The 24,167-nt window shown below is 53.0% G+C and carries 26 protein-coding genes and 2 tRNA genes; 4 read left to right on the plus strand and 24 right to left on the minus strand.

The features are described 5' to 3' along the window. Window positions 1–40 precede the first annotated feature (40 nt). The 16 genes from B9Z46_RS00105 to lexA all read right to left on the minus strand — a co-directional run bounded on the left by B9Z46_RS00105 (window position 41) and on the right by lexA (window position 13,761). Window positions 41–913 (minus strand): CoA transferase, encoded by an 873-nt coding sequence (locus B9Z46_RS00105; RefSeq protein WP_108254113.1) that lies wholly within the window; start codon window positions 911–913, stop codon window positions 41–43. 26 nt (window positions 914–939) lie between these two features. Further along, window positions 940–1,653, minus strand: a complete 714-nt coding sequence (locus tag B9Z46_RS00110; RefSeq protein WP_055360852.1) for an ABC transporter ATP-binding protein — start codon at window positions 1,651–1,653, stop codon at window positions 940–942. A 1-nt stretch (window position 1,654) separates the two neighbouring features. Beyond that, window positions 1,655–2,434, minus strand: a complete 780-nt coding sequence (locus B9Z46_RS00115) for an ABC transporter ATP-binding protein (RefSeq protein ID WP_108254114.1) — start codon at window positions 2,432–2,434, stop codon at window positions 1,655–1,657. Continuing rightward, window positions 2,427–3,425 carry a branched-chain amino acid ABC transporter permease gene (locus tag B9Z46_RS00120; protein WP_108254788.1) on the minus strand — a complete coding sequence of 333 codons (999 nt, stop codon included), beginning with the start codon at window positions 3,423–3,425 and terminating at the stop codon, window positions 2,427–2,429. The genes B9Z46_RS00115 and B9Z46_RS00120 overlap by 8 nt, the downstream gene beginning before the upstream one ends. A 10-nt stretch (window positions 3,426–3,435) precedes the next feature. Next, complete coding sequence (locus B9Z46_RS00125) at window positions 3,436–4,299, minus strand: branched-chain amino acid ABC transporter permease (RefSeq protein WP_055360850.1); 864 nt, start codon at window positions 4,297–4,299, stop codon at window positions 3,436–3,438. A 100-nt stretch (window positions 4,300–4,399) separates the two neighbouring features. Next, the gene (locus B9Z46_RS00130) at window positions 4,400–5,596 is read right to left on the minus strand and encodes an ABC transporter substrate-binding protein (RefSeq protein ID WP_055360849.1); all 1,197 of its coding nucleotides are present in this window, start codon (window positions 5,594–5,596) and stop codon (window positions 4,400–4,402) included. Between the two features lie 113 nt (window positions 5,597–5,709). Further along, window positions 5,710–5,786 (minus strand) — tRNA-Arg (locus B9Z46_RS00135). Window positions 5,787–5,835: 49 nt separating this feature from the next. After that, window positions 5,836–5,912 (minus strand) — tRNA-Pro (locus B9Z46_RS00140). A 126-nt stretch (window positions 5,913–6,038) separates the two neighbouring features. Further along, window positions 6,039–7,298 carry an acyl-CoA dehydrogenase family protein gene (locus B9Z46_RS00145; protein WP_108254115.1) on the minus strand — a complete coding sequence of 420 codons (1,260 nt, stop codon included), beginning with the start codon at window positions 7,296–7,298 and terminating at the stop codon, window positions 6,039–6,041. Window positions 7,299–7,334: 36 nt separating this feature from the next. Continuing rightward, window positions 7,335–8,420 (minus strand): phosphotransferase, encoded by a 1,086-nt coding sequence (locus tag B9Z46_RS00150; RefSeq protein ID WP_108254116.1) that lies wholly within the window; start codon window positions 8,418–8,420, stop codon window positions 7,335–7,337. A 49-nt stretch (window positions 8,421–8,469) separates the two neighbouring features. Beyond that, window positions 8,470–9,189 (minus strand): Crp/Fnr family transcriptional regulator, encoded by a 720-nt coding sequence (locus tag B9Z46_RS00155; protein ID WP_055360846.1) that lies wholly within the window; start codon window positions 9,187–9,189, stop codon window positions 8,470–8,472. Window positions 9,190–9,244: 55 nt separating this feature from the next. Continuing rightward, window positions 9,245–10,024 (minus strand): oxepin-CoA hydrolase, alternative type, encoded by a 780-nt coding sequence (locus B9Z46_RS00160; protein ID WP_108254117.1) that lies wholly within the window; start codon window positions 10,022–10,024, stop codon window positions 9,245–9,247. A 4-nt stretch (window positions 10,025–10,028) separates the two neighbouring features. Beyond that, a complete protein-coding gene (locus tag B9Z46_RS00165; RefSeq protein WP_108254789.1) occupies window positions 10,029–11,549 on the minus strand; it encodes a 3-hydroxyacyl-CoA dehydrogenase in 1,521 nt (506 codons plus the stop codon). A gap of 51 nt (window positions 11,550–11,600) precedes the next feature. Continuing rightward, on the minus strand, window positions 11,601–12,608 hold the full coding sequence (locus B9Z46_RS00170) for a D-2-hydroxyacid dehydrogenase family protein (RefSeq protein ID WP_055360843.1): 1,008 nt from the start codon (window positions 12,606–12,608) through the stop codon (window positions 11,601–11,603). Window positions 12,609–12,708: 100 nt separating this feature from the next. Beyond that, the gene (locus B9Z46_RS00175; RefSeq protein ID WP_108254118.1) at window positions 12,709–13,029 is read right to left on the minus strand and encodes a hypothetical protein; all 321 of its coding nucleotides are present in this window, start codon (window positions 13,027–13,029) and stop codon (window positions 12,709–12,711) included. Between the two features lie 60 nt (window positions 13,030–13,089). Next, window positions 13,090–13,761, minus strand: coding sequence for a transcriptional repressor LexA (gene lexA, locus B9Z46_RS00180; protein WP_055360841.1), 672 nt, complete (start codon window positions 13,759–13,761; stop codon window positions 13,090–13,092). Window positions 13,762–13,844: 83 nt separating this feature from the next. Between lexA and B9Z46_RS00185 the strand changes: the two genes are divergently transcribed. Then, window positions 13,845–14,822 (plus strand): asparaginase, encoded by a 978-nt coding sequence (locus B9Z46_RS00185; protein ID WP_108254119.1) that lies wholly within the window; start codon window positions 13,845–13,847, stop codon window positions 14,820–14,822. Between the two features lie 55 nt (window positions 14,823–14,877). Here the strand turns inward: B9Z46_RS00185 and adk are convergent, their stop codons facing one another. The 6 genes from adk to B9Z46_RS00215 form a co-directional block, all read right to left on the minus strand. Further along, window positions 14,878–15,537 (minus strand): adenylate kinase, encoded by a 660-nt coding sequence (adk, locus tag B9Z46_RS00190; protein ID WP_108254120.1) that lies wholly within the window; start codon window positions 15,535–15,537, stop codon window positions 14,878–14,880. A gap of 105 nt (window positions 15,538–15,642) precedes the next feature. Further along, complete coding sequence (kdsB, locus tag B9Z46_RS00195) at window positions 15,643–16,404, minus strand: 3-deoxy-manno-octulosonate cytidylyltransferase (protein WP_055360838.1); 762 nt, start codon at window positions 16,402–16,404, stop codon at window positions 15,643–15,645. Window positions 16,405–16,421: 17 nt separating this feature from the next. Continuing rightward, window positions 16,422–16,628, minus strand: a complete 207-nt coding sequence (locus B9Z46_RS00200; protein ID WP_055360837.1) for a Trm112 family protein — start codon at window positions 16,626–16,628, stop codon at window positions 16,422–16,424. Between the two features lie 4 nt (window positions 16,629–16,632). Continuing rightward, window positions 16,633–17,616 carry a tetraacyldisaccharide 4'-kinase gene (lpxK, locus tag B9Z46_RS00205; protein ID WP_055360836.1) on the minus strand — a complete coding sequence of 328 codons (984 nt, stop codon included), beginning with the start codon at window positions 17,614–17,616 and terminating at the stop codon, window positions 16,633–16,635. Between the two features lie 24 nt (window positions 17,617–17,640). Next, window positions 17,641–18,069 carry a biopolymer transporter ExbD gene (locus B9Z46_RS00210; RefSeq protein ID WP_108254121.1) on the minus strand — a complete coding sequence of 143 codons (429 nt, stop codon included), beginning with the start codon at window positions 18,067–18,069 and terminating at the stop codon, window positions 17,641–17,643. Between the two features lie 18 nt (window positions 18,070–18,087). Then, window positions 18,088–18,705, minus strand: a complete 618-nt coding sequence (locus B9Z46_RS00215; protein WP_055361961.1) for a MotA/TolQ/ExbB proton channel family protein — start codon at window positions 18,703–18,705, stop codon at window positions 18,088–18,090. Window positions 18,706–19,023: 318 nt separating this feature from the next. Here B9Z46_RS00215 and xseA point away from each other — a divergent pair, with 318 nt between their 5' ends. Both xseA and B9Z46_RS00225 read left to right on the plus strand, forming a co-directional pair. Beyond that, window positions 19,024–20,322 carry an exodeoxyribonuclease VII large subunit gene (xseA, locus tag B9Z46_RS00220; RefSeq protein ID WP_108254122.1) on the plus strand — a complete coding sequence of 433 codons (1,299 nt, stop codon included), beginning with the start codon at window positions 19,024–19,026 and terminating at the stop codon, window positions 20,320–20,322. Between the two features lie 117 nt (window positions 20,323–20,439). Further along, complete coding sequence (locus B9Z46_RS00225; protein ID WP_055360833.1) at window positions 20,440–21,021, plus strand: superoxide dismutase; 582 nt, start codon at window positions 20,440–20,442, stop codon at window positions 21,019–21,021. Window positions 21,022–21,087: 66 nt separating this feature from the next. On the opposite strand, the gene B9Z46_RS00230 is transcribed toward B9Z46_RS00225, so the two are convergent. Next, complete coding sequence (locus tag B9Z46_RS00230; RefSeq protein ID WP_055361960.1) at window positions 21,088–21,849, minus strand: SDR family NAD(P)-dependent oxidoreductase; 762 nt, start codon at window positions 21,847–21,849, stop codon at window positions 21,088–21,090. A 139-nt stretch (window positions 21,850–21,988) separates the two neighbouring features. On the opposite strand from B9Z46_RS00230, the gene B9Z46_RS00235 reads away from it, so the two are divergent. Beyond that, the gene (locus B9Z46_RS00235) at window positions 21,989–23,110 is read left to right on the plus strand and encodes an NAD(P)/FAD-dependent oxidoreductase (RefSeq protein ID WP_108254790.1); all 1,122 of its coding nucleotides are present in this window, start codon (window positions 21,989–21,991) and stop codon (window positions 23,108–23,110) included. Window positions 23,111–23,116: 6 nt separating this feature from the next. On the opposite strand, the gene B9Z46_RS00240 is transcribed toward B9Z46_RS00235, so the two are convergent. Then, window positions 23,117–24,163, minus strand: coding sequence for a quinone-dependent dihydroorotate dehydrogenase (locus B9Z46_RS00240; RefSeq protein WP_108254123.1), 1,047 nt, complete (start codon window positions 24,161–24,163; stop codon window positions 23,117–23,119). Between the last annotated feature and the right edge of the window lie 4 nt (window positions 24,164–24,167).

The raw sequence follows: 24,167 nt of genomic DNA on the forward strand, positions 1-24,167 counted from the left end.
GGCTTTTGCTTGAGTTCGCTTGCTGGCGTTTAATAGCGCTTTATGTCACTTTGGGCAAAGTCATCAGGGGGATGTCTTTGTCTGCTGCTAACTTCTCGAGTTGCTGTCTGGTTTTGCTGAGCAAAAATGCCGCGATGGCCTCATGGGTTGACTTTGCAAACAAGGCCTTCATGTCTTTCACCTCAATGCCTGCTGCATTGCAAAGTGACTTTGCAAAATGAGGCTCTAAGGCCGCCACTGCGACACGACCATTTTTACAGGCATACATTTTGTAGCCTGCATGGGCACCACCGACCGCACCCTTGGGCAAGGTCATGCCCCAATGTCTGGGCAACGCTAACCATGCCGCAGCATCGCTCAAGGCCACTTCGTGAAAGCTGCCTTTGCCGGAAGTGCGTTGGGTCAACGTAGCCTTGAGCACGGCTTCGCTGGCCATCATGGCGCCGCCCATGTCGGCAAACAAGCTGGCAGGCAAATCCATGCCAGGCACTAAATCGACTTCTGCTTGGTACGTTAAATCATGACCTGGAATTTCTGCCAATGGGCCAGGTGCACCCACCACGCTGACCAAGCTGAGGCCCGGGTATTGTTTGCGCAATGCTTTCCAGCCAAGCCCCAACTTATTGAGCGCGGAAGGTCTGAAAGAAGTGAGCAGCACATCGGTGCTTGCCAACAAAGCATGCAATGCTTGCTGACCTTTGGCATCTTTCAAGTCACAGGTGATTTGTTTGACACCTTTGTGCAAGGTGTCATAGCCCTGGGGTGTGTAATGCGCCATCGGATCGCCAGCAGGTGGGTTCACTTTGGTGCAGGTCGCTCCCATTTGCGCCAAGCGCATCAAGGCTGCAGGTCCTGGCAGGTTAAGTGCCAAGCTGACAACACGAACACCGCGCAACGTGGAATCTTTGGCCATGACTGAAAAGATGCTTGTTGAATGAATTAAACGCCCAAATGCTGAGCCATGATGTCGGGTTGCGATTGCAGCATCGCTGAACTGCCCTCAAACACCACTTCACCTTTGACCAAGATCACATTGCGATCGGTAATTTGAGTCACGTGTTTCCAGTTTTTGTCCACGATGATGCTGCTGATGCCGCTGTCTTTGATGACGCTGCAGATGCGCCAAATTTCGCGGGCAATGAGGGGCGCTAAACCTTCCGTGGCTTCATCCAAAATCAGCACGTCTGGGTTGGTCATCAAGGCCCGTCCAATGGTGAGCATTTGTTGTTCGCCGCCAGACAGTTGTTGACCGCCATGACCTAAGCGTTCCTTTAAGCGAGGAAAGGTTTCAAGCACCCGGTCGTACGTCCAATCGTTTTGGCCTTGTGTGCCAGGACGCGCAGCCATCTTCAAATTTTCGACCACACTCAGGTTGCCAAAAATGCCACGGCCTTCGGGCACATAGGCAATGCCTTGTTGTGCCACTTCGAAAATGGCGCGATCGTTGGTGCGAACCCCTTTGATGTGAACGTCGCCAGAGCGCGGCGTCACGATGCCCATGATGGATTTAAGCAGGGTGCTTTTGCCCATGCCATTGCGGCCCATCAGGCCAATGGTTTCGCCGCGCTTCACTTCAAAATCAATGTTGCGAAGAATGTGGCTGGCCCCGTAATAACTGTTCAGGCCCTTCACTTGAATCAATGTGTCGCTCATCTCAGTGATCCTCACCCAAGTACGCGGCTTGCACACCGGCGTCAGCACGAACGGCTGCGGGCAGACCGCTGGCAATCACAGTGCCATTGACCATCACGGTCAGTTGATCGGCCAAGGTAAAAATGGCATCGATGTCGTGTTCGACCAGCATCATGGCGTGCGATGGTTTCAGGCGCAATAGCAGCTGAACCATGCTGTCGGCTTCGGCAACACCCATGCCCGCCAAGGGTTCGTCTAGCAGCAACACTTGAGGCTCGGTGGCCAGTGTCATGGCGATTTCCAATTGGCGTTGCTCCCCATGGCTGGCGGCTCCGGCCAGGGCATGACGTCTGTTTTGCAGGCCAGCCAATTCAATGGCGCGTTCGGCACGTTCATTCACATCGTGCATGTGCTTTGCTAGCTGCAACCATGCAAATGGATTGAAGGGCATTGGTTGGCTTCGCGATTGCGCCGACAAACGCACGTTGTCCCATACCGTAAAGCTTCTAAAAATATTGGTCTTTTGATAGCTTCGGCCCAAGCCATGTCGCGAGATTTTTTCCGGCGTCCAGCCCGTGATGTCTTTGCCATTCAAAGCGACATGGCCAGAAGTGGCGGGCAGGTCGCCTGTGAGCAAGTTGGTCAGCGTTGATTTGCCTGCGCCATTGGGTCCAATGACGGCATGAATTTCACCCAGACGCAAATCGACTGACACTTCATTGACAGCCGTCAGACCTCCAAACTTTTTGGTGATCTTGTTGGAACGCAGTAACAAGTTGTGATTTGAATGTGTTTCAGTCATGCGCTTGCTCCTTGCCTTTGAACAAGGTGGCAAACAATCCCAAAATACCGCGGGGCGCCAATACCACCAGTGCCACAATGAAAAGGCCCATCCAAAGTTGCCAATGTTTGCCCAAGTTAAAACCGCCAAACTCAGGCAAGTCCTTGAACACATGCAACAAATACTCGAACGAGAAAGCGCCCACAATGGAGCCTGCAAAGTTGCCCATGCCGCCCAAGATCACCATCATGATGACGTGCGCACTCATGTGAAAACCCATCAGTTCAGGATTGACGTAGCCCGACTGTGCGCCCCATAAAAAGCCAGCCAAGCCAGCCAGTGCGCCCGCCAAGGTGAACGCGGCCAATTTATGGCTGAAGGTGCCGTAGCCCAAGGCGCGCATGCGGTGCTCGTTCACGCGGATGCCTGCCAGCGCACGGCCGAAAGGACTCCACAACAGGCGTCTTAAGAAAACATAGACCAAGACCATGAGTGCCAGTGTGAAAAAGTAAAAAATGGTTTTGTTCTCTAAATCAAACAGCATGGCATCTGGTTTGAAGTTGATGTACAAACCATCCGAGCCGCCCAAAGCCTTGTTGTCAAAGAAGGCGTAGAACACCATTTGCGCAAAGGCCATGGTGACCATGATGAAATAAATGCCATGGGTTCGGACCACCAGAAAACCGATGATCAGCGCCAGCAAGGCCGATGCACCAATGGCCACCGGCATCGCCACCCACAAGGCAATAGGCTCTCCAGGCGGCGTGATGAAGGCCAGTGCATAACCTGCCACACCAAAGTAGGCGGCGTGTCCCAGAGAGACCAATCCAGTGACGCCTTGCAGCAAATCAAGGCTCATGGCAAAGATGGCCAAGATCATCATGCGCGTGACCATTTGCAAGTAATAGTCAGAGCCTACAAATGGAAATGCCGCCAGGGCCAACAGCGCGGCACCTAGCAAGATGTTCAAACTGCGTGGCAGTGTTTCAAGTGGAGCGTGTGAGTTGCTCATGCCATCCACCTTAGTTCTTGAACAAGCCTTCAGGCTTGTAAAGTAAAACAAGGGCCATCAGCACGTAGACCAGCATGCCAGAAACTTGGGGCAGCAAGACTTTGCCGAATGTGTCGACCAATCCCACCAACAAGGCCGCAATGAGGGCGCCTTTGACAGAGCCAATGCCGCCAATCACCACCACCACAAAACACATGATCAGAACTTGCGAGCCCATGTTGGGGTAGACGCTGGAGACAGGCGCTGCCACCATGCCCGCAATGGTGGCCAGGCCAACACCGAGCGCGAATACCAGAGCATGAATCAGTTTGATGTTGACGCCCAGTGCTTCAGTCATTTCATGATTAAAAGCGCCCGCACGAATTTTCATGCCGAGGCGTGTTTTTGAAATGAGCAAGTAAAGGCCCAAAGCCAAGATCAAACAAACGCCCGACATGAACAAGCGATAAACGGGATACGACAAAGTGTCTGTGAGAGGAATCGAAGCGCTTAAGACATCGGGAATGGTGACACCATGCACATCGTCGCCCCACAAAATGGAACGCATTTCTTCAAAAATGTAGATCAAGCCAAAGGTCAGCAGCACTTGGTCAAGGTGGTCTCGTTTGTAAAAGTGTCTGAACAGCAGCCACTCCAATATCAAACCAAACAGCACGGACAGCAGGGTGCCCAACAAGATGGCCATCGTCAAGCTTTGTGTCAGAGCGGCCAGAGAATACGCGAGATAGGCGCCTAGCATGTAGAAGCTGCCATGGGCCAAATTGACCACGCCCATGATGCCAAAGATCAGCGTGAGGCCAGCAGCCAACATGAACAGCAACAACCCATACTGAACACTGTTCAGCAATTGGATGAGGAAATTGACGAAATCCATAAGGAGGAAAGAATCACACAGATGCGATGAGCATAGCGCGCCCATCTAGGCAGAAAAAAAGCGGCGGATCGCTCCACCGCTTTGGCATCGTGAGCTGCAATTAGCCCATTCGGCAGCCTGTACCAGGATCGGCCAAGGCTTTGGCTGCAACGCCGATCACTTTGTTTTCGCCTTTTTCCGCCACACGCAAGTAGATGTCTTGCACGGGGTTGTGGGATTTACTCATGGTCCACTTGCCACGTGGGCTGTCAATCACAGCGCCTTCCATGGCTTTGTAGAGCTCCGATTTCTTGGACAAATCGCCTTTGACAGCGTTGGCGCCTTGGAGCAATAACAAGCCAGTGTCGTAACCCTGAACGGCATACACGTCAGGTTGCATTTTGAAGGCTTTGGCGTATTCCAAGCGGAACTTGTTGTTGCGAGGTGTGTCCAATGAGTCGCTGTAATGCAGCGTGGTCATGACACCATCTGCTGCGGGGCCAGCGGCTTCCAGTACGCCTTCTGTCAAGAAGCCAGAACCGTACAAAGCGATCTTGCCTTTGAGGCCAGCTGCTGCAAAGTCTTTCATGAACTTTGCGCCAGAAGGACCCGCAAAGAAGCAAGCGACTGCATCAGGTTTGAGGGCCGCAATTTCGGTCAGCAAGGCCTGGAATTCAACGTTGGGGAAGGGCAAGCCCAACTCTTTGACGATGGTGCCGCCTGCTTTGGTGTAGCTCTCTTTGAAGCCTTCATAGGCTTCATCGCCCGCTGCGTATTTCCAAGTGATCCAAACAGCCTTCTTGTGACCTTTGGCGACCATGGCTTGACCCAAAGCCAATGTGGGTTGGCTGTTAGAAAAACTGGTGCGGAACACATTGGGTGCGCACAAAGCACGCGTAGCAGCATGGACACCTGCGTTGGGAATGAGGGTCAGCACGCCAGAGTCGCGTGCAACTTTTTGGATGCCCATCTGAACGCCAGAGTGAACCGTGCCGATCAACACATCCACTTTGTCGCGCTGAACCAATTTGTTGGCGTTTTCAATGCCTTTGGAAGGTTCTGATTCATCGTCAACTTTGAACCATTCGATTTCTCGACCTGCCAATTTGCCGCCTTGCTCATTGATGGCCATGCGCACACCATTTTCAATGGCCACGCCCAAGGGAGCGAAGGCGCCTGAATACGGCAACATCAAGCCAACGCGAATTTTGCCGGACTGGGCCAGCGCCCATTCAGGCAACAACAAACCAGAACTGGCAGCACCAACCAAAGCGGCACTGCGCGTTAAAACCAGGCGACGTGAGGGGGAATTAGTCATGAGAAATCTCCTTGTGAGATGCATTATGTTGCATATTGAGGAGGGGAAAAGCTAGGCAAAACCCTGATGCCTGCAATGGCATCATGAAAACAAAAGAGGGGAAAGTTTGTAGGTGGCCTGCCCGGAGGGACTCGAACCCCCGACCTACGGCTTAGAAGGCCGTTGCTCTATCCAGTTGAGCTACGGGCAGATAAAAAAGGCCCTAGAACCAAGAAGGTAGGGCCTTTAATTGAAATGAATGGTCGGAGCGAAAGGATTCGAACCTTCGACCCTCTGGTCCCAAACCAGATGCGCTACCAGACTGCGCTACGCTCCGACAAGCCTCATATTCTAATGCGGGATCGGGCCAAAACTTGAAATTGGATGAAAAAGTTCATGCATTTTTCAACATTCGCTCTGTTGCGGTAGGTAAGCGCATGGGATCACCTATCGCGTAAGTCGATCAGCTGCCGCGTGTGACAGGCATTTCAACTTCGCCTGGCATCAGCAAGTGTTTGGCCAATTCCAGCTTGGCCAAAGAGTTGCGGTGCACTTCGTCAGGACCATCGGCCAAACGCAAAGTACGCTGGTGCGCATAGGCATAAGCCAAGGGGAAGTCTTGTGAAACACCGCCGCCACCGTGCGCTTGAATAGCCCAGTCGATGATTTGGCAAGCCATTTGAGGCGCCACAATTTTGATCATGGCGATTTCAGCTTTGGCCACTTTGTTGCCGACCGTGTCCATCATGTAAGCCGCTTTGAGCGTGAGCAAGCGGGCTTGTTCAATCATGCAGCGTGATTCTGCAATGCGTTCTTGCCACACTGTTTGGCGTGCGACTTCGCGACCAAACGCTACACGTGAGTTAAGGCGCTTGCACATCAATTCCAAAGCACGTTCGGCAATGCCGATGGTGCGCATGCAGTGGTGAATGCGTCCTGGGCCTAAGCGGCCTTGGGCAATTTCAAAACCACGACCTTCGCCGAGCAGCAAGTTGCTCGCTGGCACGCGCACGTTTTTCAAAACCACTTCCATGTGACCGTGGGGTGCATCGTCGTAACCAAACACCGACAAGGCACGGACCACGGTAATGCCGGGCGCATTGGCAGGCACCACAATCATGGACTGTTGCTCGTGTCGACCCGCATCCGGATTTGTTTTGCCCATGACGATGTAAACCGCGCAACGTGGGTCACCCGCACCAGACGACCACCACTTGCGACCGTTGATCACGTACTCATCACCTTCACGGCGAATTTCACATTGAATGTTGGTGGCATCCGACGAGGCCACTTCAGGCTCTGTCATCAAGAAGGCGGAACGAATTTCGCCACGCAACAAAGGCTCAAGCCAAATGTCTTTGAGTTCTTCGCTGGCATAACGCTCTAGCGTTTCCATGTTGCCCGTATCGGGTGCAGAGCAATTGAAAATTTCTGCGGCAAATGGCACACGACCCATGATTTCGCACAAGGGCGCGTATTCCAAGTTGGACAGGCCTTGAGGTGCACGAGGCGACTTGGGCAAAAACAAGTTCCACAATCCTGCAGCCTGTGCTTTGGGTTTGAGTTCTTCCACAATTTTGGTAGGAACCCATGCATTGCCTTTGGCGCGGTTGTCCTCAATCTCCTTAAAGAAACGTGCCTCGTTGGGATAGATGTGCTCGTCCATGAAAGCCAGCAAGCGTGCTTGCATGGTTTTGACTTTGTCTGAGTATTCGAATTGCATTGAAGGTCTCCTGTTGAATTTCGATAGGGGGTGGGGTCAGACTTGGCTGGCGAAGTGCCATGCCATTTCCGCCATGGGTTTGGCGCCAGCGCCCGAAGCTTTTGCTTGTTCACTCGATGCCGTTCCGTCTTCCACGCGTTTGGCAATGCCTTGCAAAATGGCGGCGATGCGGAAGAGGTTGTAGGCCATGTAAAAGTTCCAGTCTGTGGCCAACTTTTCAGGGGTTGTAAAACCAGTGCGCTCGCAGTAACGTTTGATGTACTCGGCTTCTTCAGGAATACCCAAGGCTTTGTGATCCAAGCCGCCAATTCCGCGGAATGAACCTGGCTTGATGTGCCAAGCCATGCAGTGATAGCTGAAGTCGGCCAATGGGTGACCCAATGTTGACAGTTCCCAATCCAACACCGCCAACACTTTGGGCTCGGTGGGATGGAACATCAGATTGTCTAGGCGGTAGTCGCCATGAACGATGCTGACCAAAGATTCATCTTTGGCACTGCTGGGTATGTTGGCGGGCAACCACGCCATCAATTTGTCCATTTCAGGAATGGCTTGCGTGACCGAGGCGACGTATTGCTTGCTCCATCTTCCAATTTGGCGCTCGATGTAACTGCCAGGTTTGCCGTAGTTGGCCAAGCCTTGGTCCGCAAACTTCACGCTGTGCAGCGCGGCGATGACGCGGTTCATTTCGTCGTAAATTTCACCTCGCTGTGCGTTGGTCATGCCGGGTAAAGATTGATCCCACAACACACGACCCGCCACAAATTCCATGACATAAAAAGCGCGGCCAATGATGGCCTCGTCTTCACACAGTACATGCATTTTGGCAACTGGCACGGCTGTTCCGGCCAAACCTTTCATGACCGCAAATTCGCGCTCAATCGCGTGTGCTGAAGGCAGAAGTTTGGCCACAGGGCCAGGCTTTGCGCGCATGACATACGAACATGCGGGTGTGAGCAGTTTGTAGGTGGGGTTGGATTGGCCACCTTTGAACATTTCAACTGTTAAGGGGCCTTGAAATCCAGGCATGTTGGCTTGGAGCCATGCCTCAAGTGCTGGCATATCAAAGGCGTGTGTGCCGGTGACGGGGCGGGTGCCCACGAAATGATCAAACTGGCTCATGTGGGAGTACCGCCGTATGTAAACAAACTTGGTTTTTTGAAATCGCAGCTCAGTCGTCCGAATCCACGATTTTCAGAAGTGCTTCTCTGTCGAGAACCGTCAGGCCACCGGGCTCGATTTTGATGACATGTTCGCGCTCCATTTGCTTGAGCTCTTGGTTGACGCGCTGACGTGATGCGCCCAGCAGTTGCGCCAATTCTTCTTGCGCCAATTGCAAGCTGATGCGAATGGCTTTGGCATCCGACAGGCTGGGCACACCGTAGCTGCGCAGCAAGTGGTTCAATTGTTTGGCCAGTCTCGCGCGCAATGGCAAGGTGTTCAAGTCTTCGACCAAGCCAAACAGCTGGCGGATGCGCCGAGCATGCAGCCGAAGCATGGCGTCGTAAAGTTCGACATGCGAGGACAGAATTTTTTTGAAATCCGCTTTGGCCACGTTGAGCGTGGTGGTCTCGCCGTGTGCATACGCATCGTGCGTACGTCTGTCGCCATCGAATATCGACACGTCGCCAAACCAAATGCCTGGCTCGACGTAGGTGAGGGTGATCAGTTTTCCCGAGACCGATGTGGAACTGACGCGCACTGCGCCCTTGGCGCACGCGATCCATTGCTCCGGCGGCTCGCCGCGGGCTGCAATCAGTTCGCCGTCTTTGTAACGCTTGACGTAGGCACATCGAAGAATGTCGTGTCGGAGTGAAGGTGAAAGGGTAGAAAACCAACGCCCTGCGTTGATTGATTCTCTTTCCTCCATCGTAAGAATGGGTTCGTCCATAGTCTGTCTTTTGCGTGACTGGGTTGGTGAAAATTGTCGCCTGTGAGACCCGGTCTTATTCGTAGCGCGGTGTTTCTTTGTTCAAAAAGGCTGAAATGCCAATGCCAGCGTTGGCATGGTGCAAATTTTTCACGAAATGATCACGTTCTTGGGCCAATTGGTGGTTCAAGCTTGAACCATCCGCTTCGTTTAACAGTTCTTTGATGCTGGCCAATGCATTGGGTGCACGCTGGTTCAACTTGCTGGCCATGGTGAGTGCTGTGCCCAAGGCTTGCCCAGGCTCACACAATTTGTTCACAACGCCTAATTCGTGCAATCGCTCGGCGCCCACTCGATCACCCAACATCAAGAGCTCTGTGGCCAATTGACGGGGCATGACGCGCGACAAGCTCCATGTACCGCCGCCATCCGGCGACAAAGCGATGTTGCTGTAGGCCATGACAAAAATGCTGTTGCGTGCTGCCACAATCATGTCACAGGCCAATGCCAATGAAAAACCAGCGCCAGCAGCGGGTCCTTCAACGGCCGCAATGACGGGTTTGGGAAAAGTGCGAATGGCTTCGATCCAGTTGTGCAAACCCTCAATGCTTTGGGCTTGGTGCTCTGGCGGTTTTTGACGGTTGTCGTTCAGGCGCTGCAAATTGCCACCGGCACTGAACAAACCACCGTCACCCGTGATCACCACACTCTTAATCTCTGAGCTGGACTCGGCCACGCTAAGCGCTTCGACGCCGGCTGCATACATTTCTGGGCCCAGTGCATTCCTGTGTTCAGGATTGCTGAGGGTCAAAATGAGTGTGGCGCCTTCGCTGGTGCTGAGCAGTTGTGCTGACATGAGATCAGTCCTCGGTTTGCAAAAGAGACAAACCAATGGCACCACGGCGACGCAACCATGGACTCGGGCGATAACGTGGGTCGCCATAGACGGTTTGCAGGTTGAACAGCACTTCTAAAACATTGGTGGGGCCTAGCTTGTTACCCAGGGCCAGTGGGCCCACAGGGTAGCCCAGTCCTAAGGTGACAGCAATGTCCAAGTCTTGCGGTGTGCACACGCGTTGTTGGCACATGTCGGCTGCAATGTTCACAATGTTGGCCACCACACGTTGTGTGATGAAGCCACCGCTGTCGCGAACCACACTGACGGCTTTGCCATCCTTGGCAAACAAGGCATGGGCTGCGTCGCGCATGTCGCTGCGTGTGGCAGGATTGGTGGCCAAGACGCGGCGCTTGGTGGCTGCATCGTCAAACAACATGTCGATGCCAACCGTGCGGGCAGGGTCCAAACGCTCAACCACAGCCACGGTGGTGACATCAAAGCCCAATGGCGCTACAAGCGTCAGCGCTTGTGGAGAAGGCGATGCCCCTGTTTCAATGGTGGCACCCAAGTCCTTTAGCAGTTGAAGAAGCTCAAGCCTTCTGGAGGCGCGAGGCGAAACCCAGACAGGTGGGAATTCTTTAACCTCGGGTACTGGCGGTTCGGGCGCAATCACGGGCTTGCCTTCTACATAAGTGTAAAAACCTTCACCTACTTTTTTGCCAACGACACCGCCTGCAAGACGCTGGGCTGTGATGACGCTGGGTCTGTAGCGTGGTTCTTGGTAGTACTGGTTGTAGATGGATTCCATGACAGGATGTGAGACATCCAATGCCGTTAGATCGAACAGTTCGAAAGGGCCTAATTTGAAGCCGACTTGGTCTTTCAAAATTCGATCGATGGTGGCGAAATCGGCCACGCCCTCGGACACAATGCGCAGCGCTTCAGTGCCGTAACCACGGCCCGCATGGTTGACGATGAAACCAGGCGTGTCATTCGCTTGGACGGGTGTGTGGCCCATTTGCGTTGCAAATACAGTGAGACGTTCGCAAACTGATGGGTTGGTTTTCAAACCTGCGATGACTTCCACAACCTTCATCAAGGGAACAGGATTGAAGAAGTGATAACCCGCAAAATTGGCTGGTCGCTTTAAGGCGGCTGCAATGGCCGTGACGGACAGTGAAGAGGTGTTGGTGACCAGTACGGCCGTCTCAGGCAACAAGTTTTCAAGTTCAACGAACAAAGATTTTTTGATGTCTAAGCGTTCAACGATGGCTTCAACAACCAATTCACACGACTTCAAATCATTCAGGTTGCTGGCACCATGTAAACGTGATTTGTAGGCATTGACGGTGTCTGCATCCAGTCGCCCTTTGGTGGCCAGTGTGTCCCAGACTTGGAAGACGGCTTCTTTGGCTTTTTGAATGGCGTCTGCTTGCGTGTCATAAAGCCAGACTTGGCTACCTGCTTGTGCGGCAATTTGAGCAATACCGCGGCCCATAGCGCCTGCGCCAATGACGGCCACTTGATTGAATGCGATGGTCATTTGTTGAATTCGAATTTGTAAAAAAGTCACTGCATTCAAGCAGTCTGTTTTTCATCGACGAACTTGAAGTGCGCCGGGGTTGACGATGTTGGTCGGTGTGCCTTTGATGAAGTTCACGACGTTGTCAAACGCTGCACCAAAGTACAACTCGTAATTGTCTTTTTCGACGTAGCCAATGTGAGGTGTACAGATGCAATTCTCGAGACGCAGCAAAGCATGACCCTGCAAGATGGGTTCATGTTCAAAGACATCAATGGCAGCCAAGCCAGGACGACCACGGTTGAGTGAACTGATGAGTGCATCGGGTTCAATCAGTTCTGCGCGCGATGTATTCACAATCATGGCGCTGGTCTTCATGCGTGACAAGTCGTCGAGCGTGACGATGCCGCGTGTGGCATCGTTCAAACGCAAATGCAAAGAGATTACATCACTTTGTTCAAAAAAGGCTTCACGTGTGGTGGCTGGAATGTAGCCGTGCTGTGCTGCTTTTTCCCTTGAGGCTTCACTTCCCCAAACCACAACTTGCATGCCAAAGGCCTTGGCGTAACCTGCGACCAGCTGGCCAATCTTGCCGTAGCCCCAGATGCCCATGGTGCGGCCGCGCAAAACCGTTCCCATTCCAAAATTGACAGGCATGGATGCAGACTTGAGGCCTGATTGTTGCCAAGCACCATGTTTGAGGTTGCCAATGTATTGCGGCAATCTGCGTGCCGCAGCCATGATCAGTGCCCATGTGAGCTCGGCCGGTGCGTAAGGTGATCCGGTGCCTTGGGCCACAGCAATGCCTCGCTCGGTGCAAGCTTCTAAATCAATGTGAGAGCCTGCATGGCCAGTCTGTGAAATGAGTTTAAGTCGAGGCAACTTTTCAATCAGTTGTCTGCTGAGGTGTGTGCGTTCGCGAATCAAAACCAGAATGTCTGCGTCTTTAAGTCGCACAGACAATTGGCCCAAACCCTTGACGGTGTTGGTATAGACCTTGGCGCTGTAGGCATCCAATTTGGACGCGCAATCTAGTTTTCGGACGACATCTTGGTAGTCGTCAAGGATCACAATGTTCATAGGCACTATTGTGCCTTGCCCGAAGGCTTCTATGGACTTCTGAATTCAAATTTTGAGCACCAAAATGCACTGCATAAATGGCAGCAATGGTGCAGGGGGATTAATGGGGCAGGGAAGGCTTGCTTTTGGCTTCTAAAGCAACCAAACGGTCGAGTTCGGCGCAGACGTCGGCCATGCGGCCAGAAATGACCATTCGACCTGCGCAAGAGGCGGTTTCGCCTTGCTCTGACACGCGAAGGACGCGAAGTGCACGTTGTTGTGCTTGTCGAGGACCCAAGCTTGCACTTGGACTTGCACCAGAAATGCTGACTTTGTGACTTGGCTGGGCCTTTTCAAATGGGTTGTCCAAGTTCATTGAAGAGCTGAGGAACTTTTGAAAACCGTTGTAAATGCTTGTGATGCCGAGGAGTGCGATGGTCATATCTAACCTTTGAAAATGGATGAGCGATGCAAAAATGATGTTGACAATGCAATGAGCGATTTACATCAGCAGCGTGTTGCGGATGAGACCCACAGCCAAACCTTCAATGTCAAAGGGTTCGCCAGGTTGAACCAAAATGATAGGGTAGTCGGGGTTTTCGGGCAGCAGTTCAATGCGATCGGATTGGCGACGCAAGCGCTTGACGGTGACTTCTTCACCAAGGCGTGCAACCACAATTTGGCCATTTCGTACCTCTTTGGTGGCTTTCACGGCCAGCAAGTCGCCGTCCATGATGCCTGCATCGCGCATGGACATGCCACGGACACGAAGCAAATAATCGGGTTGCTCTTGGAACAGGTGAGTTTCGACGTGATAGGTGCGATCGACATGTTCTTGGGCCAAAATAGGTGAGCCGGCAGCAACACGTCCAATGAGTGGCAATGCCAATTGGGCAAAACCTGGCAATGGCAGGCTGAACAGGTCGCCAGAGTTGCGCAGGCTGTCTCGTGAGTTGCCTTTGAGACGAATACCGCGGGATGTACCGCTGACCAAATCGATGGCGCCTTTGCGTGCCAAAGCTTGCAGGTGTTCTTCGGCTGCATTGGCAGATTTGAAACCCAATACCTGTGCAATTTCTGCGCGTGTTGGCGGTGCGCCAGTTTCAGCGATGGTTTTTTGGATGAGCTCCAAAATTTGTTGCTGACGGGCTGTGAGCTTGGGTTGATCGATCATGGTGCGGTCCTTGAAAGGTGGCTGAGTTGACAGACAACTGTTTTCTTATCCAGTAACTGTATTTTTAACCAGTCTTTTTTGAAATGCAAGCAAAAAATCAAAAAATTGTTGTTTTAGGCACCGGCGGCACGATTGCGGGCGAGTCCAGTTCGGCTTCTGAGGGGCTCAGTTACAAGGCTGCTCAGAGGGGGATTGATGTCTTGCTCCAGTCTGTTGCAGAAATCGGACAGGGTCTTCCAGAGGCCTTGAGCGGCTACCAATTTGAATCTGAACAAGTGGCGCAGCTGGACAGCAAAGACATGGACTTTGCCACTTGGTATCACTTGGCTCAGCGTTGTGAGGCTTGGCTATCGCAGGATGATGTGGCGGCGGTGGTGATCACCCATGGCACGGATACGCTGGAGGAAACGGCTTATTTCTTGTCCCGTGTCATTGCCAATGAAAAACCCATTGTGCTGACTTGTGCCATGCGTCCTGCCAATTTCAAAGATGCCGATGGCCCCCAAAATTTGCGAGACGCATTGACGTTGGCATCAGTTGCCAAAGGCGCTGGTGTTTGGATGGTGGCAGCTGGCGAAATACACCACAGTCAGCATGTTCAAAAAGTACATCCCACGCGGTTGAATGCCTTTGACTCGGGCGAAGCTGGCTTGGCAGGCACAGTCATTCAGGACCAAGTGACATGGCGTTCAGAGTTTGCGCCAGTGGCTCAGCCCAACAAAATCAAGCTTTCTCACTTACCTGATCCCGCATCATGGCCATGGGTTGAAGTCATCATGAACCATGTGCAAGCCAGTTCTAAGCTGGTAGATCTGCTAATCAATGCCGGCGTACGAGGCATCGTGCTTGCAGGAACAGGCAACGGCTCTGTCAGTACCGATTTGAAGGAAGGGCTGCTGCGTGCGCAAGATGCGGGCGTGCAAATTCGTGTTGCCAGTCGGTGCAACCAAGGGCCTGTGATCGTGACGGCGTCACACATCTTCCCTGTGCTGTCAGGATTGAGCCCAGTCAAATCAAGAGTGGCTTTGATACTGGACATGGTGTCCAAGCCAACCGACTGATTTACCCAAAAAAAATCCGGCCTCAGCCGGATTTGGACATCGCACGTGCGCGTGATCAGGCAGCGCCCAAAGCTTGCATGGCGCGCTTGGTAATGTCCTCCACTGAGCCCATGCCGCTGATGGCGCGGTACTGAGGCGCAGCGTGTGCTTCAGCTTTAGCCCAATCGGAGTAATAGGCCACCAAGGGGCGTGTTTGTTGGCTGTAGACGTCCAAGCGCTTTTTGACGGTTTCCTCTTTGTCGTCTTCGCGTTGAACCAAGGGTTCGCCGGTGACATCGTCTTTGCCTTCCACTTTGGGTGGATTGAATTTGACGTGATAGGTGCGGCCAGACGCAGGGTGTGAGCGACGTCCGCTCATGCGCTCAATGATGGCATCAAAGGGCACATCAATTTCGAGCACGTAGTCGAGTTTGACGCCTGCGGCTTTCATGGCATCAGCTTGGGGAATGGTGCGAGGGAAGCCATCAAACAAGAAGCCATTGGCGCAATCTGCTTGCGCAATGCGTTCTTTGACCAAGTTGATGATGAGGTCGTCGCTGACCAGGCCGCCCGATTCCATGACGGCTTTGGCTTGAAGACCGAGCGGGGTGCCCGCTTTTACAGCGGCACGCAACATGTCGCCTGTGGAGATTTGCGGGATGGAAAATTTCTCGCAAATGAAGGCCGCTTGCGTACCTTTGCCCGCACCAGGTGCGCCTAAAAGAATCAGTCTCATGGAAGTTCCGAATAGTTGTTAAATCTTTCGCCACAGCCTGCATGGCTCTCACTGGAGAATAGCATGGGAATCCCAAATTTTCCTGACGCCAGCCCTTCGCGGGGATCAGGCCTTGAAAAGTTCACGAACGCGTGCCAGGTCTTCGGGTGTATCAACGCCTGGGCCTGGGGCTTTTTCTGTGACGTGGACTGCAATTTTGTGGCCATGCCACATGGCGCGCAACTGTTCCAGTGCTTCGCAGCTTTCAATGGGAGCAGGGGGCAACTGGGGGAAGGCTTTTAAAAAACCCACTCGGTAGCCATAAATGCCAATGTGCCTGAGTGGCGCGGGGGACGGCAGTTGTTGAATGCCTTGGGTGTTGCCATCGCGCCACCAAGGAATGGGCGCACGGCTGAAATACAAGGCCAGTTGCGCCTGATCCAGAACCACTTTCACCACGTTGGGGTTGGTAAATTCTGCAAGTTGGTGGATGGCATGGGCTGCGGTGCTCATGCTGGCCGAGGGGCGTTGAGCCAGCAAAGAGGCAACTTGGTCGATCAAATCTGGGTCGATCAGGGGTTCATCGCCTTGCACATTGACCACCACATCGTCGTCTGTCAATCCGAGCAAGGTGCTGGCTTCTGCCAACCGATCGCTGCCACTGGGATGATCAATGCGGGTGAGCAAAGCTTTAATGCCATGAGCTTCGCAAGCAGAAACAATGTCTGGACTGTCTGCTGCAACCACCACTTGCGATGCGTTGGACAATGCAGCACGCTGCGCAACCCTGACCACCATGGGCAAGCCTTGAATGTCTGCCAAGGGTTTGTTGGGTAGCCGTGTTGACGCTAATCGCGCGGGAACCAGGACTGTGAAAGAGCGACTCATGTCAGTGGTCGGGCTGTTTAGACCAAAGGCGTACGGGGTTTAAGTGATTCCAATTCTTCGTCACTGAGTGTGCGTGCTTCGTTTTCTAGCAAGATCGGAATGCCATTTCGAATGGGGTAAGCCAAACGCGCACTGCGCGACCACAGCTCTTGCAATTCGCGTTGCACATCCAAATGGCCCTTGGTGACTGGGCAAACCAACAGTTCGAGTAATTTCGTGTCCATGGCTTCAATGATAACGGTGACGGGTGTTGACGAGTGCATCGAATGCCTGCCAGAACGACAATTCTGGCTCAAACAGCAGAGGAACCGCAAAAGCTTCAGGGTGAGTTGCCCAAAGCTTGATGGCGTCTTTCTCTGTGCACAGCAATTTCAAATGGGGATGGGATGCGTGCCAGTTTGAAAAGTTGGCGTGATCGGGCAGGGCATGGAATTGTGCAATTTGAATGCCGCGCTCTTCCAGCATGTGGGCGAAAGCCTTTGGTTTCGCAATACCACACACCACTTCAACAGATTGATTTTGGAGCGCAGTCAATTCGATGGATTGACCCAAGCCATTGATGGCCTGCGCACTGAGTTGGCGAGTGGACTCGAAGCCTTCAGCCAAAGTTCTGCGCTGCGTGTGAAGCAACAAGTCGACAGTTCTGGGCCAAGACTCTCGCAAGGGGCCGGCCGGTAGCAGGTGCCCATTGCCGATGCCCATGCTGTCCATGACGCAAATTTCGATGTCCCTTTGAAGCGCTGCATGTTGCAAGCCATCATCGCAAACAATGAAGCGGATGTTGGGGTACTGATGCAAGAGCTGCTGTGCCGTAGCGACGCGATTGGCGCCTACTGCGACGGGGACTTGGCACTTCTGAAAAATCAACAAGGGCTCATCACCTACTTGATCGGCTGAACTTTGCGCGTTGACCAGCTGAATTTGATCTTGCGTGCGTCCGTAGCCTCTGGACACCACACCCACTTGATGACCTTGTTGTGTCAAGCGTTGCACGATGGCCATCGTGAGCGGGGTTTTGCCGCCGCCTCCCGCCACCACATTGCCCACCACAATGACAGTGGCATCAAGCTTGTGTGTTTGAATGAATCCCAAGGCGAACAATGAGCGCCGAACAAACCAGGCCAATTTGTAAAGCAGTTCGATGGGCCACAACAAATAGGTGATGACTGAAGTGGTTTGCCAATGGCGTGGCAGTTGATGAAGCCATTGCATGGTGCGTCGCTCAGCGAATAACGCTTATGGCTTGGTCAAGTTGTTGCCAGACGCATTTTGCGTGGCAAACGAAATTTTGGAAATGCCTTGCATGCGCGCTGCTTCAAGGACATTGACCACGGCTTGATGAGAAGCGGATGCATCGGCTTTGATCAACAAGGTGGCGTCGGATTTGTTCATGCTGCTGAGTGCCGTGCCAATGTCTTGCGGTGTTTTGCCTTCGAGTTTTGCACCATTGACTGCGTACATGCCTTGCGCATTGACTGACACCACCCAAGTTTGGGGTGTGCTTGAAGACTGTTGCGAATTGGCTGATGGCAAGCTCAAGTTCATTTCATTGAACTTGGACCACGTGGTGGTGAGCATCAGAAAAATGAGGATGACCAGCAAGACATCAATGAACGGGATCAAATTGATGTCGGGTTCGGCTGGTGCGGTGGTTTTGAATTTCAAGGCGGGCCTTTTGAAAAATCAATCGCGCATGGCGGCCAAATGTCTTGCAAAACGCTCGGATGCCCACTCCATTTGGAGCACCATGCGATCGACCTTGGCTTTGAAAAAACGCCATGCCATGAGGCAAGGAATAGCGACCAACAGGCCCAATGCCGTGTTGTACAGCGCCACCGAAATGCCGTGGGCCAGTTCAACGGGTTGTTGTTGTCCAGGCGATTGCAAACCAAACAATTCAATCATGCCAATGACGGTTCCCAACAAGCCAAGCAAGGGTGCCGCAGACGCCAATGTGGCCAAAGCGTTCAGGTAACGCTCAAGTCCTTGCGCCGCCATTCGGCCTTCCATTTCCATGCTTTCTCGCACGTCTTGGTGACTGGCGGAGGGATTGAGCGCCAATGTCTGAAGGCCCGCTGCAAAAATGGGTCCAACGGAACCCATTTGGGCCAATTCTTGAAGGCTTGCATCGGAGGGGAAGCCTTGTCGTGTGCTGTCGATGGCTTTGGTTAGCGCGTTTGCTGGCAGCACTTTGGACGTTCGCAAAGCAAAGATGCGCTCGAAAATGATAGCGAGTGCAAAAATGGAGCAGAGGATCAAAGGCCAAATGGGCCAACCTGCGGCTTGTATGATGCTTAACAAAATCAATCTTTCTACTTCTGGTTTCAGTTTTGATTATGGCTGATGGAATTGTTCCGTCATTCTGTGGATAACTTTGTGAAGAACATGGCCAGAACGGCCTTGTAAACCGCATGAATCCTGGGTTTCTTTTGACTGCTTATTATTTGATCAATATTTTTTTCAATGATATCAATGACTTACAAGAATGAATGCATTTGTTTGGCCGTTTATTCAGTGAACCGCCTTGCTAATCCGAAACTGTGGACTGTTTCGGATTGAAATTAAAGGCTTGGCTGTAGAAATGCTTCTAAAACCCGCCAAAAATAAGGCTTTTTTGTCATGCGCGTAGATTCTGAGCCACGTGTTTGGTCGGTTGGTGCTTTGTGCCTTGCAATTGCAGACACTTTGAATGCGCGCTTCAATCCTGTTGCGGTCAAGGGCGAAATTTCTGGCTTTGCGCGCGCAGCCAGTGGCCATTGTTATTTCAATCTCAAAGACGACAGCGGGCAAATACGCTGTGCCATGTTCAAAAGGGCCGCCAGTGCTTTGGGCTTTGTACCGCGCGATGGCGAGTTGGTTGAAGTTCGCGGCAAATTGGGCGTTTACGAAGCCAGAGGCGACTTGCAGTTGATTGTCGACAGCATGCAGCGGGCTGGGCAAGGCGATTTGTTCGCCCAGTTTCTCAAGCTCAAAGCCACGCTTGAGGCAGAAGGCTTGTTTGAACCATCTCGCAAGCAAGACATCCCCGCGCAACCTCGTGCCATCGGCTTGATCACATCTTTGGGGGCTGCGGCATTGCACGATGTGGCCTCAGCCTTGCAAAGGCGTGTCCCGCACATTCCTGTCATTTTGGCGCCGGCCTCAGTTCAAGGTGCCAACGCCCCCTTGGAGTTGCTGCGCAGTCTTCAGCAGTTGGTCGGCTGGCAAGGTCCGACAACAAACGCATCACCCCAAGGGCTGGCCGTGGATGTCATCTTGATGGTACGCGGTGGTGGTGCCATGGAGGATTTATGGGCCTTCAACGACGAGTCTTTGGTCCGAGCGATTGCCTCGTGCCCGATTCCCATTGTGTCGGGTGTCGGTCATGAAACTGATTTCACGCTCGCAGACTTCGCCGCTGATTTACGCGCGCCAACGCCCACAGCAGCTGCTGAAATGGTGGCCACTGAAAGAGCCCAGTTGTTGGGGGAACTGGATGCATTCCAAGAAGAACTCGCGTCTGCACTGAACCTCACTGTCGACAGAATGAATCAACGACTCGATTGGATAGCAGGGCGTCTAGGTCGTCCTTCTTCGCGCTTGAGTGACCAAACCCGCCGTTTGTCGAGAATTTCTCAGGCCATGATGTTTGGCCTGAAAGGCCAGGTTCAACGCAATCAGCAAAAATTGCAGCGACTGGCGGAGTCCATGCCCCGAGCGCGTCAACAAAACCTGAACGATGCGCATCGACAGCTTCAAAATTTCGAAACGCGCCTTGGGTTGCTAGACCCCCACTTGGTTTTGGACAGAGGCTATGCGTGGCTGACGGATGAGGCGGGACAGGCCTTGACCAAGGTGGGCAGTTTTCAAACTGACCAGCGTGTGACGGCCACCTTGGCTGATGGCGAGGTGCTACTGCAGGTTAAATCCCAAAGCTAGCACCCCGTTAGAGGCAACCCTTGAAGGCGTGAGCTTTTTGCGGGTCTGACGCAGACAAATGTGCCTGATCAACCTACAATAGTCTTTTGATTTTTATTGCACTTTTACGAGGACACCATGGAACATACCCTGCCAGCACTGCCTTATGCCATCGACGCATTGGCCCCTCACTACAGCCAAGAAACTTTGGAATTTCACCATGGCAAGCACCACAACGCTTACGTTGTGAATTTGAACAATTTGCAAAAAGGCACTGAATTTGAATCAATGTCTTTGGAAGAAATCATCAAGAAATCCAGCGGCGGTATCTACAACAATTCCGCTCAAATCTGGAACCACACCTTTTTCTGGAACTGCATGAAGCCCAACGGCGGTGGTGAACCTACAGGCGCTTTGGCTGCTGCCATTAACGCCAAATTTGGCTCCTACGCTGCGTTCAAAGAAGCTTTCGTCAAAAGCGCCGTGGGCAACTTCGGCTCTGGCTGGACATGGTTGGTTAAAAAGGCTGACGGTAGCGTCGACATCGTCAACATGGGCGCCGCAGGCACACCCCTGACAACAGCCGACAAAGCCTTGTTGACAGTGGACGTTTGGGAACACGCTTACTACATTGACTACCGCAACATGCGTCCTAAGTTTGTTGAAACATTCTTGGACAAGTTGGTCAACTGGTCTTTCGCAGAAGCCAATTTCGCTTAATTTGCGAATTGCCAAGCTGCAACAAAAAACAGCCCCTTGGGGCTGTTTTTTTTCGTACGCTGAAGCTCAGCGAATCATCATGCCACCATCGGCCACAATGGTTTGACCCGTGATGTATTTGCCCGCGGCACTGGCCAGCAAAACGGCAATGCCGCCAATGTCATCGGGTTCACCAATGCGGCGCAAGGGCGTTTCGTTTTCAACCATGCCCGCTTTCACGGGGTCGTCTGTTAAGGCTTTGGCAAAGTCAGTGCGAATGAGGCCTGGCGCGATGCAGTTGACGCGAATGTTGTCGGGACCCCATTCAACCGCCAAGTTGCGAGCCAGTTGCATGTCGGCTGCTTTGGAAATGTTGTAAGCCCCAATGACGGCGGAGCCGTGCAAACCACCGACCGATGACACCAAGACAATGGCGCCATCTTTGCGAGCCTTCATGTCTGGATAGACCATGTTGCAAAGCCAAGTGCTGGACAACACGTTGTTGTGCATCACTTTGTTGAAGATCTCATCGCTCATGCCGGTAGCAGGGCCGTAGTAGGGGTTGCTGGCGGCATTACAGACCAAGATGTCGATCGGTCCCCACGTTTCTTTGGTTTTTTGAATCATCGCCTGCAGTTGGTCCTTGACTGCAATGCTGGCGCTGATGGCCATGGCCGTGCCGCCTTCGGCTTGAATTTCCTTGACCACCGCTTCGCAGGCGTCCAATTTACGGCTCGACACCACCACTTTGGCGCCTGCGCGGGCCAATTGAAATGCGATGGATCGGCCAATGCCGCGGCTGGCGCCTGTGACGATGGCAACTTTGCCAGTGAGGTTGAACAGTTTCATAGGTCTCCTTGGATGTGAAGGGTTGATGTCCCAAACCAAAAGTGTGCCTTTAAATGGGCCATTGAACTGTCGTGCGTGTGTCAGCGACAATGGCGTTTGAACAAATGCAATGAGCAAACTAAACCATTTGAGCATGTCAATGGATCGAATACAAACAGTGGTGATCGGGGCTGGGGTGGTGGGCCTGGCGGTTGCGCGCAAGCTGGCGCTTGAAGGTCAAGAGGTCCTGCTGCTCGAGTCTGCAGATGCCTTTGGCACAGGCACCAGCTCGCGCAACAGTGAAGTGATTCACGCCGGTATCTATTACCCCCAAGGGTCCCTCAAGGCGCAACTTTGCGTGCAGGGTCGCCAACGTCTTTATGCCTACTGTCATGAGCGCAACATTGCGCACCAACAGTGTGGCAAATTGATTGTGGCGACTTCGCCCGAGCAAGTGGCGCAATTGAGTGCAATTCAAGCCAAAGCGACGGCCAATGGCGTTGTGGGGGCGGATGCGCTGCGGCTGTTGACTAAATCGGAAGCCTTGGCCAAGGAGCCGGCTTTGAATTGTGAAGCCGCCTTGTGGTCGCCTAGCACCGGCATTGTGGACAGCCATGCTTTGATGCTGAGCTACTTAGGTGATTTTGAAAATGCTGGCGGTTTGTTGGCACTGAATTCGCGCTTTGAATCCGCGCAAGTGTTGCAGCAAGAGGGTGCCACTCAGTTTTTAGTCCGCACCGTCGATGGCACTGAGTTGTTGGCGCAAAGTGTGGTCAACGCAGCTGGTTTATCAGCCCCCGATGTGGCTCGGAAATTCTTGGGCATGACCACCGCGCATTTGCCCAAGGCTTATTACGCCAAAGGCAATTATTTCAGTTTGTCTGGCAAGTCACCATTCAAGACGCTGATCTATCCGGTGCCCGAAGCAGCAGGCTTGGGTGTGCACTTAACTTTGGACTTGGCGGGCCAAGCGAAGTTTGGACCCGATGTGGAATGGGTGGACTCTCCTGATGATTTAGAGGTTGATCCGCGCAGAGGGGATGCGTTTTATGCCGAGGTGCGAAAGTACTGGCCTGGCTTGGCCGACGGCGCTTTGCAAGCTTCTTATGCCGGCATACGGCCCAAGATCAATGCGCCTCATGAAGCCGCGGCAGACTTTGCCATACTGGGCCCGCAAGCCTTAAAAGTGAATGGATTGGTTCACTTGATGGGCATTGAGTCACCCGGCCTGACAAGCTCATTGGCCATTGCTGAGCGGGTGTGTACTTTGCTTCAGCGGTGATGCTGGTTAAGACTTGCTCAATTGCTGCAAGGCCTTGGCCACTTCATGGACCAATGCAGGGCCTTTGTAGATGAGACCCGTGTAGATTTGCACCACATCGGCACCGGCTTCAATTTTACAGACGGCGTCGTAAGCGCTGAGAATGCCGCCCACGCCAATGATGGGAAATTGTGAGCCTAAGTGTTGCCTTAACAATCGAATGACACGGTTGCTGCCTGCCAACACAGGGGCGCCCGACAGGCCGCCCATTTCATCGCCGTGCGGCATGCCCTTGACGGCATCGCGCGACAAGGTGGTGTTGGTGGCAATGACGCCGTCAATTTGATGTTTGCGCAAACTGTTGGCGATAACGGCCACTTGTTCGTCGTCTAAATCGGGTGCGATTTTGAGGAACACGGGAACGCGTTTTTGATGCTTCTCGGCCAAGGCTTGTTTGCGTTCGTTGAGCGCCGACAAGAGTTGGTCCAAAGCCTCGTCGGTTTGCAATGAGCGCAAGTTTTTGGTGTTGGGACTGGAGATGTTGACCGTGACATAGTCGGCGTGTTCGTAAACGCCGCTGAGGCCAATGAGGTAATCGTCGGTGGCGCGTTCAATGGGCGTGGCGGCGTTTTTGCCAATGTTCAAGCCCAGCAGGCGACCTTGGCTTCTGAACCTGGACTTTTTGACGTTACTCACAAACGCGTCCAGACCTTCATTGTTGAAGCCAAGCCGGTTGATGAGGGCTTTGGCTTCGGGCAGTCGGAACATGCGCGGCTTGTCGTTGCCTGGCTGGGGGAGTGGGGTGACCGTGCCGACTTCGACAAAGCCAAAACCCATGGCACCCAGACCATCGATGCACCGGGCATTTTTGTCTAGACCTGCAGCCATGCCCACGCGGTTGGGAAATGTGAGACCCGCCAGTTGGACAGGGTCGGCAATCCATGGCTGGCGGTAGGCACGGTCTAGAAAAGTGTTTTGGGTTCGGGCCAACTGTTGCAACGTGAGGTCGTGCGCATCCTCGGGGTCGAGGTTGAATAAAATTGGGCGGGCGAGGGCGTAAAGGTTCAGGGACATTGGA

The organism is Limnohabitans sp. Hippo4, from assembly GCF_003063605.1.
In the GTDB taxonomy this organism is placed as follows: Bacteria; Pseudomonadota; Gammaproteobacteria; order Burkholderiales; family Burkholderiaceae_C; genus Limnohabitans_A.

Excerpts from the sequence above, each read along its gene's own strand:
- lexA (WP_055360841.1), bottom strand. The coding sequence starts at position 13,761 with ATGATCGATCAACCCAAGCTCACAGCCCGTCAGCAACAAATTTTGGAG.
- B9Z46_RS00120 (WP_108254788.1), bottom strand. The coding sequence starts at position 3,425 with ATGAGCAACTCACACGCTCCACTTGAAACACTGCCACGCAGTTTGAAC.
- B9Z46_RS00175 (WP_108254118.1), bottom strand. The coding sequence starts at position 13,029 with ATGACCATCGCACTCCTCGGCATCACAAGCATTTACAACGGTTTTCAA.
- B9Z46_RS00225 (WP_055360833.1), top strand. The coding sequence starts at position 20,440 with ATGGAACATACCCTGCCAGCACTGCCTTATGCCATCGACGCATTGGCC.
- B9Z46_RS00230 (WP_055361960.1), bottom strand. The coding sequence starts at position 21,849 with ATGAAACTGTTCAACCTCACTGGCAAAGTTGCCATCGTCACAGGCGCC.
- kdsB (WP_055360838.1), bottom strand. The coding sequence starts at position 16,404 with ATGAGTCGCTCTTTCACAGTCCTGGTTCCCGCGCGATTAGCGTCAACA.
- B9Z46_RS00160 (WP_108254117.1), bottom strand. The coding sequence starts at position 10,024 with ATGTCAGCACAACTGCTCAGCACCAGCGAAGGCGCCACACTCATTTTG.
- B9Z46_RS00240 (WP_108254123.1), bottom strand. The coding sequence starts at position 24,163 with ATGTCCCTGAACCTTTACGCCCTCGCCCGCCCAATTTTATTCAACCTC.
- B9Z46_RS00145 (WP_108254115.1), bottom strand. The coding sequence starts at position 7,298 with ATGCAATTCGAATACTCAGACAAAGTCAAAACCATGCAAGCACGCTTG.
- B9Z46_RS00155 (WP_055360846.1), bottom strand. The coding sequence starts at position 9,189 with ATGGACGAACCCATTCTTACGATGGAGGAAAGAGAATCAATCAACGCA.
- B9Z46_RS00235 (WP_108254790.1), top strand. The coding sequence starts at position 21,989 with ATGGATCGAATACAAACAGTGGTGATCGGGGCTGGGGTGGTGGGCCTG.
- B9Z46_RS00125 (WP_055360850.1), bottom strand. The coding sequence starts at position 4,299 with ATGGATTTCGTCAATTTCCTCATCCAATTGCTGAACAGTGTTCAGTAT.
- xseA (WP_108254122.1), top strand. The coding sequence starts at position 19,024 with ATGCGCGTAGATTCTGAGCCACGTGTTTGGTCGGTTGGTGCTTTGTGC.
- B9Z46_RS00200 (WP_055360837.1), bottom strand. The coding sequence starts at position 16,628 with ATGGACACGAAATTACTCGAACTGTTGGTTTGCCCAGTCACCAAGGGC.
- B9Z46_RS00170 (WP_055360843.1), bottom strand. The coding sequence starts at position 12,608 with ATGAACATTGTGATCCTTGACGACTACCAAGATGTCGTCCGAAAACTA.
- B9Z46_RS00165 (WP_108254789.1), bottom strand. The coding sequence starts at position 11,549 with ATGACCATCGCATTCAATCAAGTGGCCGTCATTGGCGCAGGCGCTATG.
- B9Z46_RS00115 (WP_108254114.1), bottom strand. The coding sequence starts at position 2,434 with ATGACTGAAACACATTCAAATCACAACTTGTTACTGCGTTCCAACAAG.
- adk (WP_108254120.1), bottom strand. The coding sequence starts at position 15,537 with ATGAGACTGATTCTTTTAGGCGCACCTGGTGCGGGCAAAGGTACGCAA.
- B9Z46_RS00185 (WP_108254119.1), top strand. The coding sequence starts at position 13,845 with ATGCAAGCAAAAAATCAAAAAATTGTTGTTTTAGGCACCGGCGGCACG.
- B9Z46_RS00110 (WP_055360852.1), bottom strand. The coding sequence starts at position 1,653 with ATGAGCGACACATTGATTCAAGTGAAGGGCCTGAACAGTTATTACGGG.
- B9Z46_RS00150 (WP_108254116.1), bottom strand. The coding sequence starts at position 8,420 with ATGAGCCAGTTTGATCATTTCGTGGGCACCCGCCCCGTCACCGGCACA.
- lpxK (WP_055360836.1), bottom strand. The coding sequence starts at position 17,616 with ATGCAATGGCTTCATCAACTGCCACGCCATTGGCAAACCACTTCAGTC.
- B9Z46_RS00105 (WP_108254113.1), bottom strand. The coding sequence starts at position 913 with ATGGCCAAAGATTCCACGTTGCGCGGTGTTCGTGTTGTCAGCTTGGCA.
- B9Z46_RS00130 (WP_055360849.1), bottom strand. The coding sequence starts at position 5,596 with ATGACTAATTCCCCCTCACGTCGCCTGGTTTTAACGCGCAGTGCCGCT.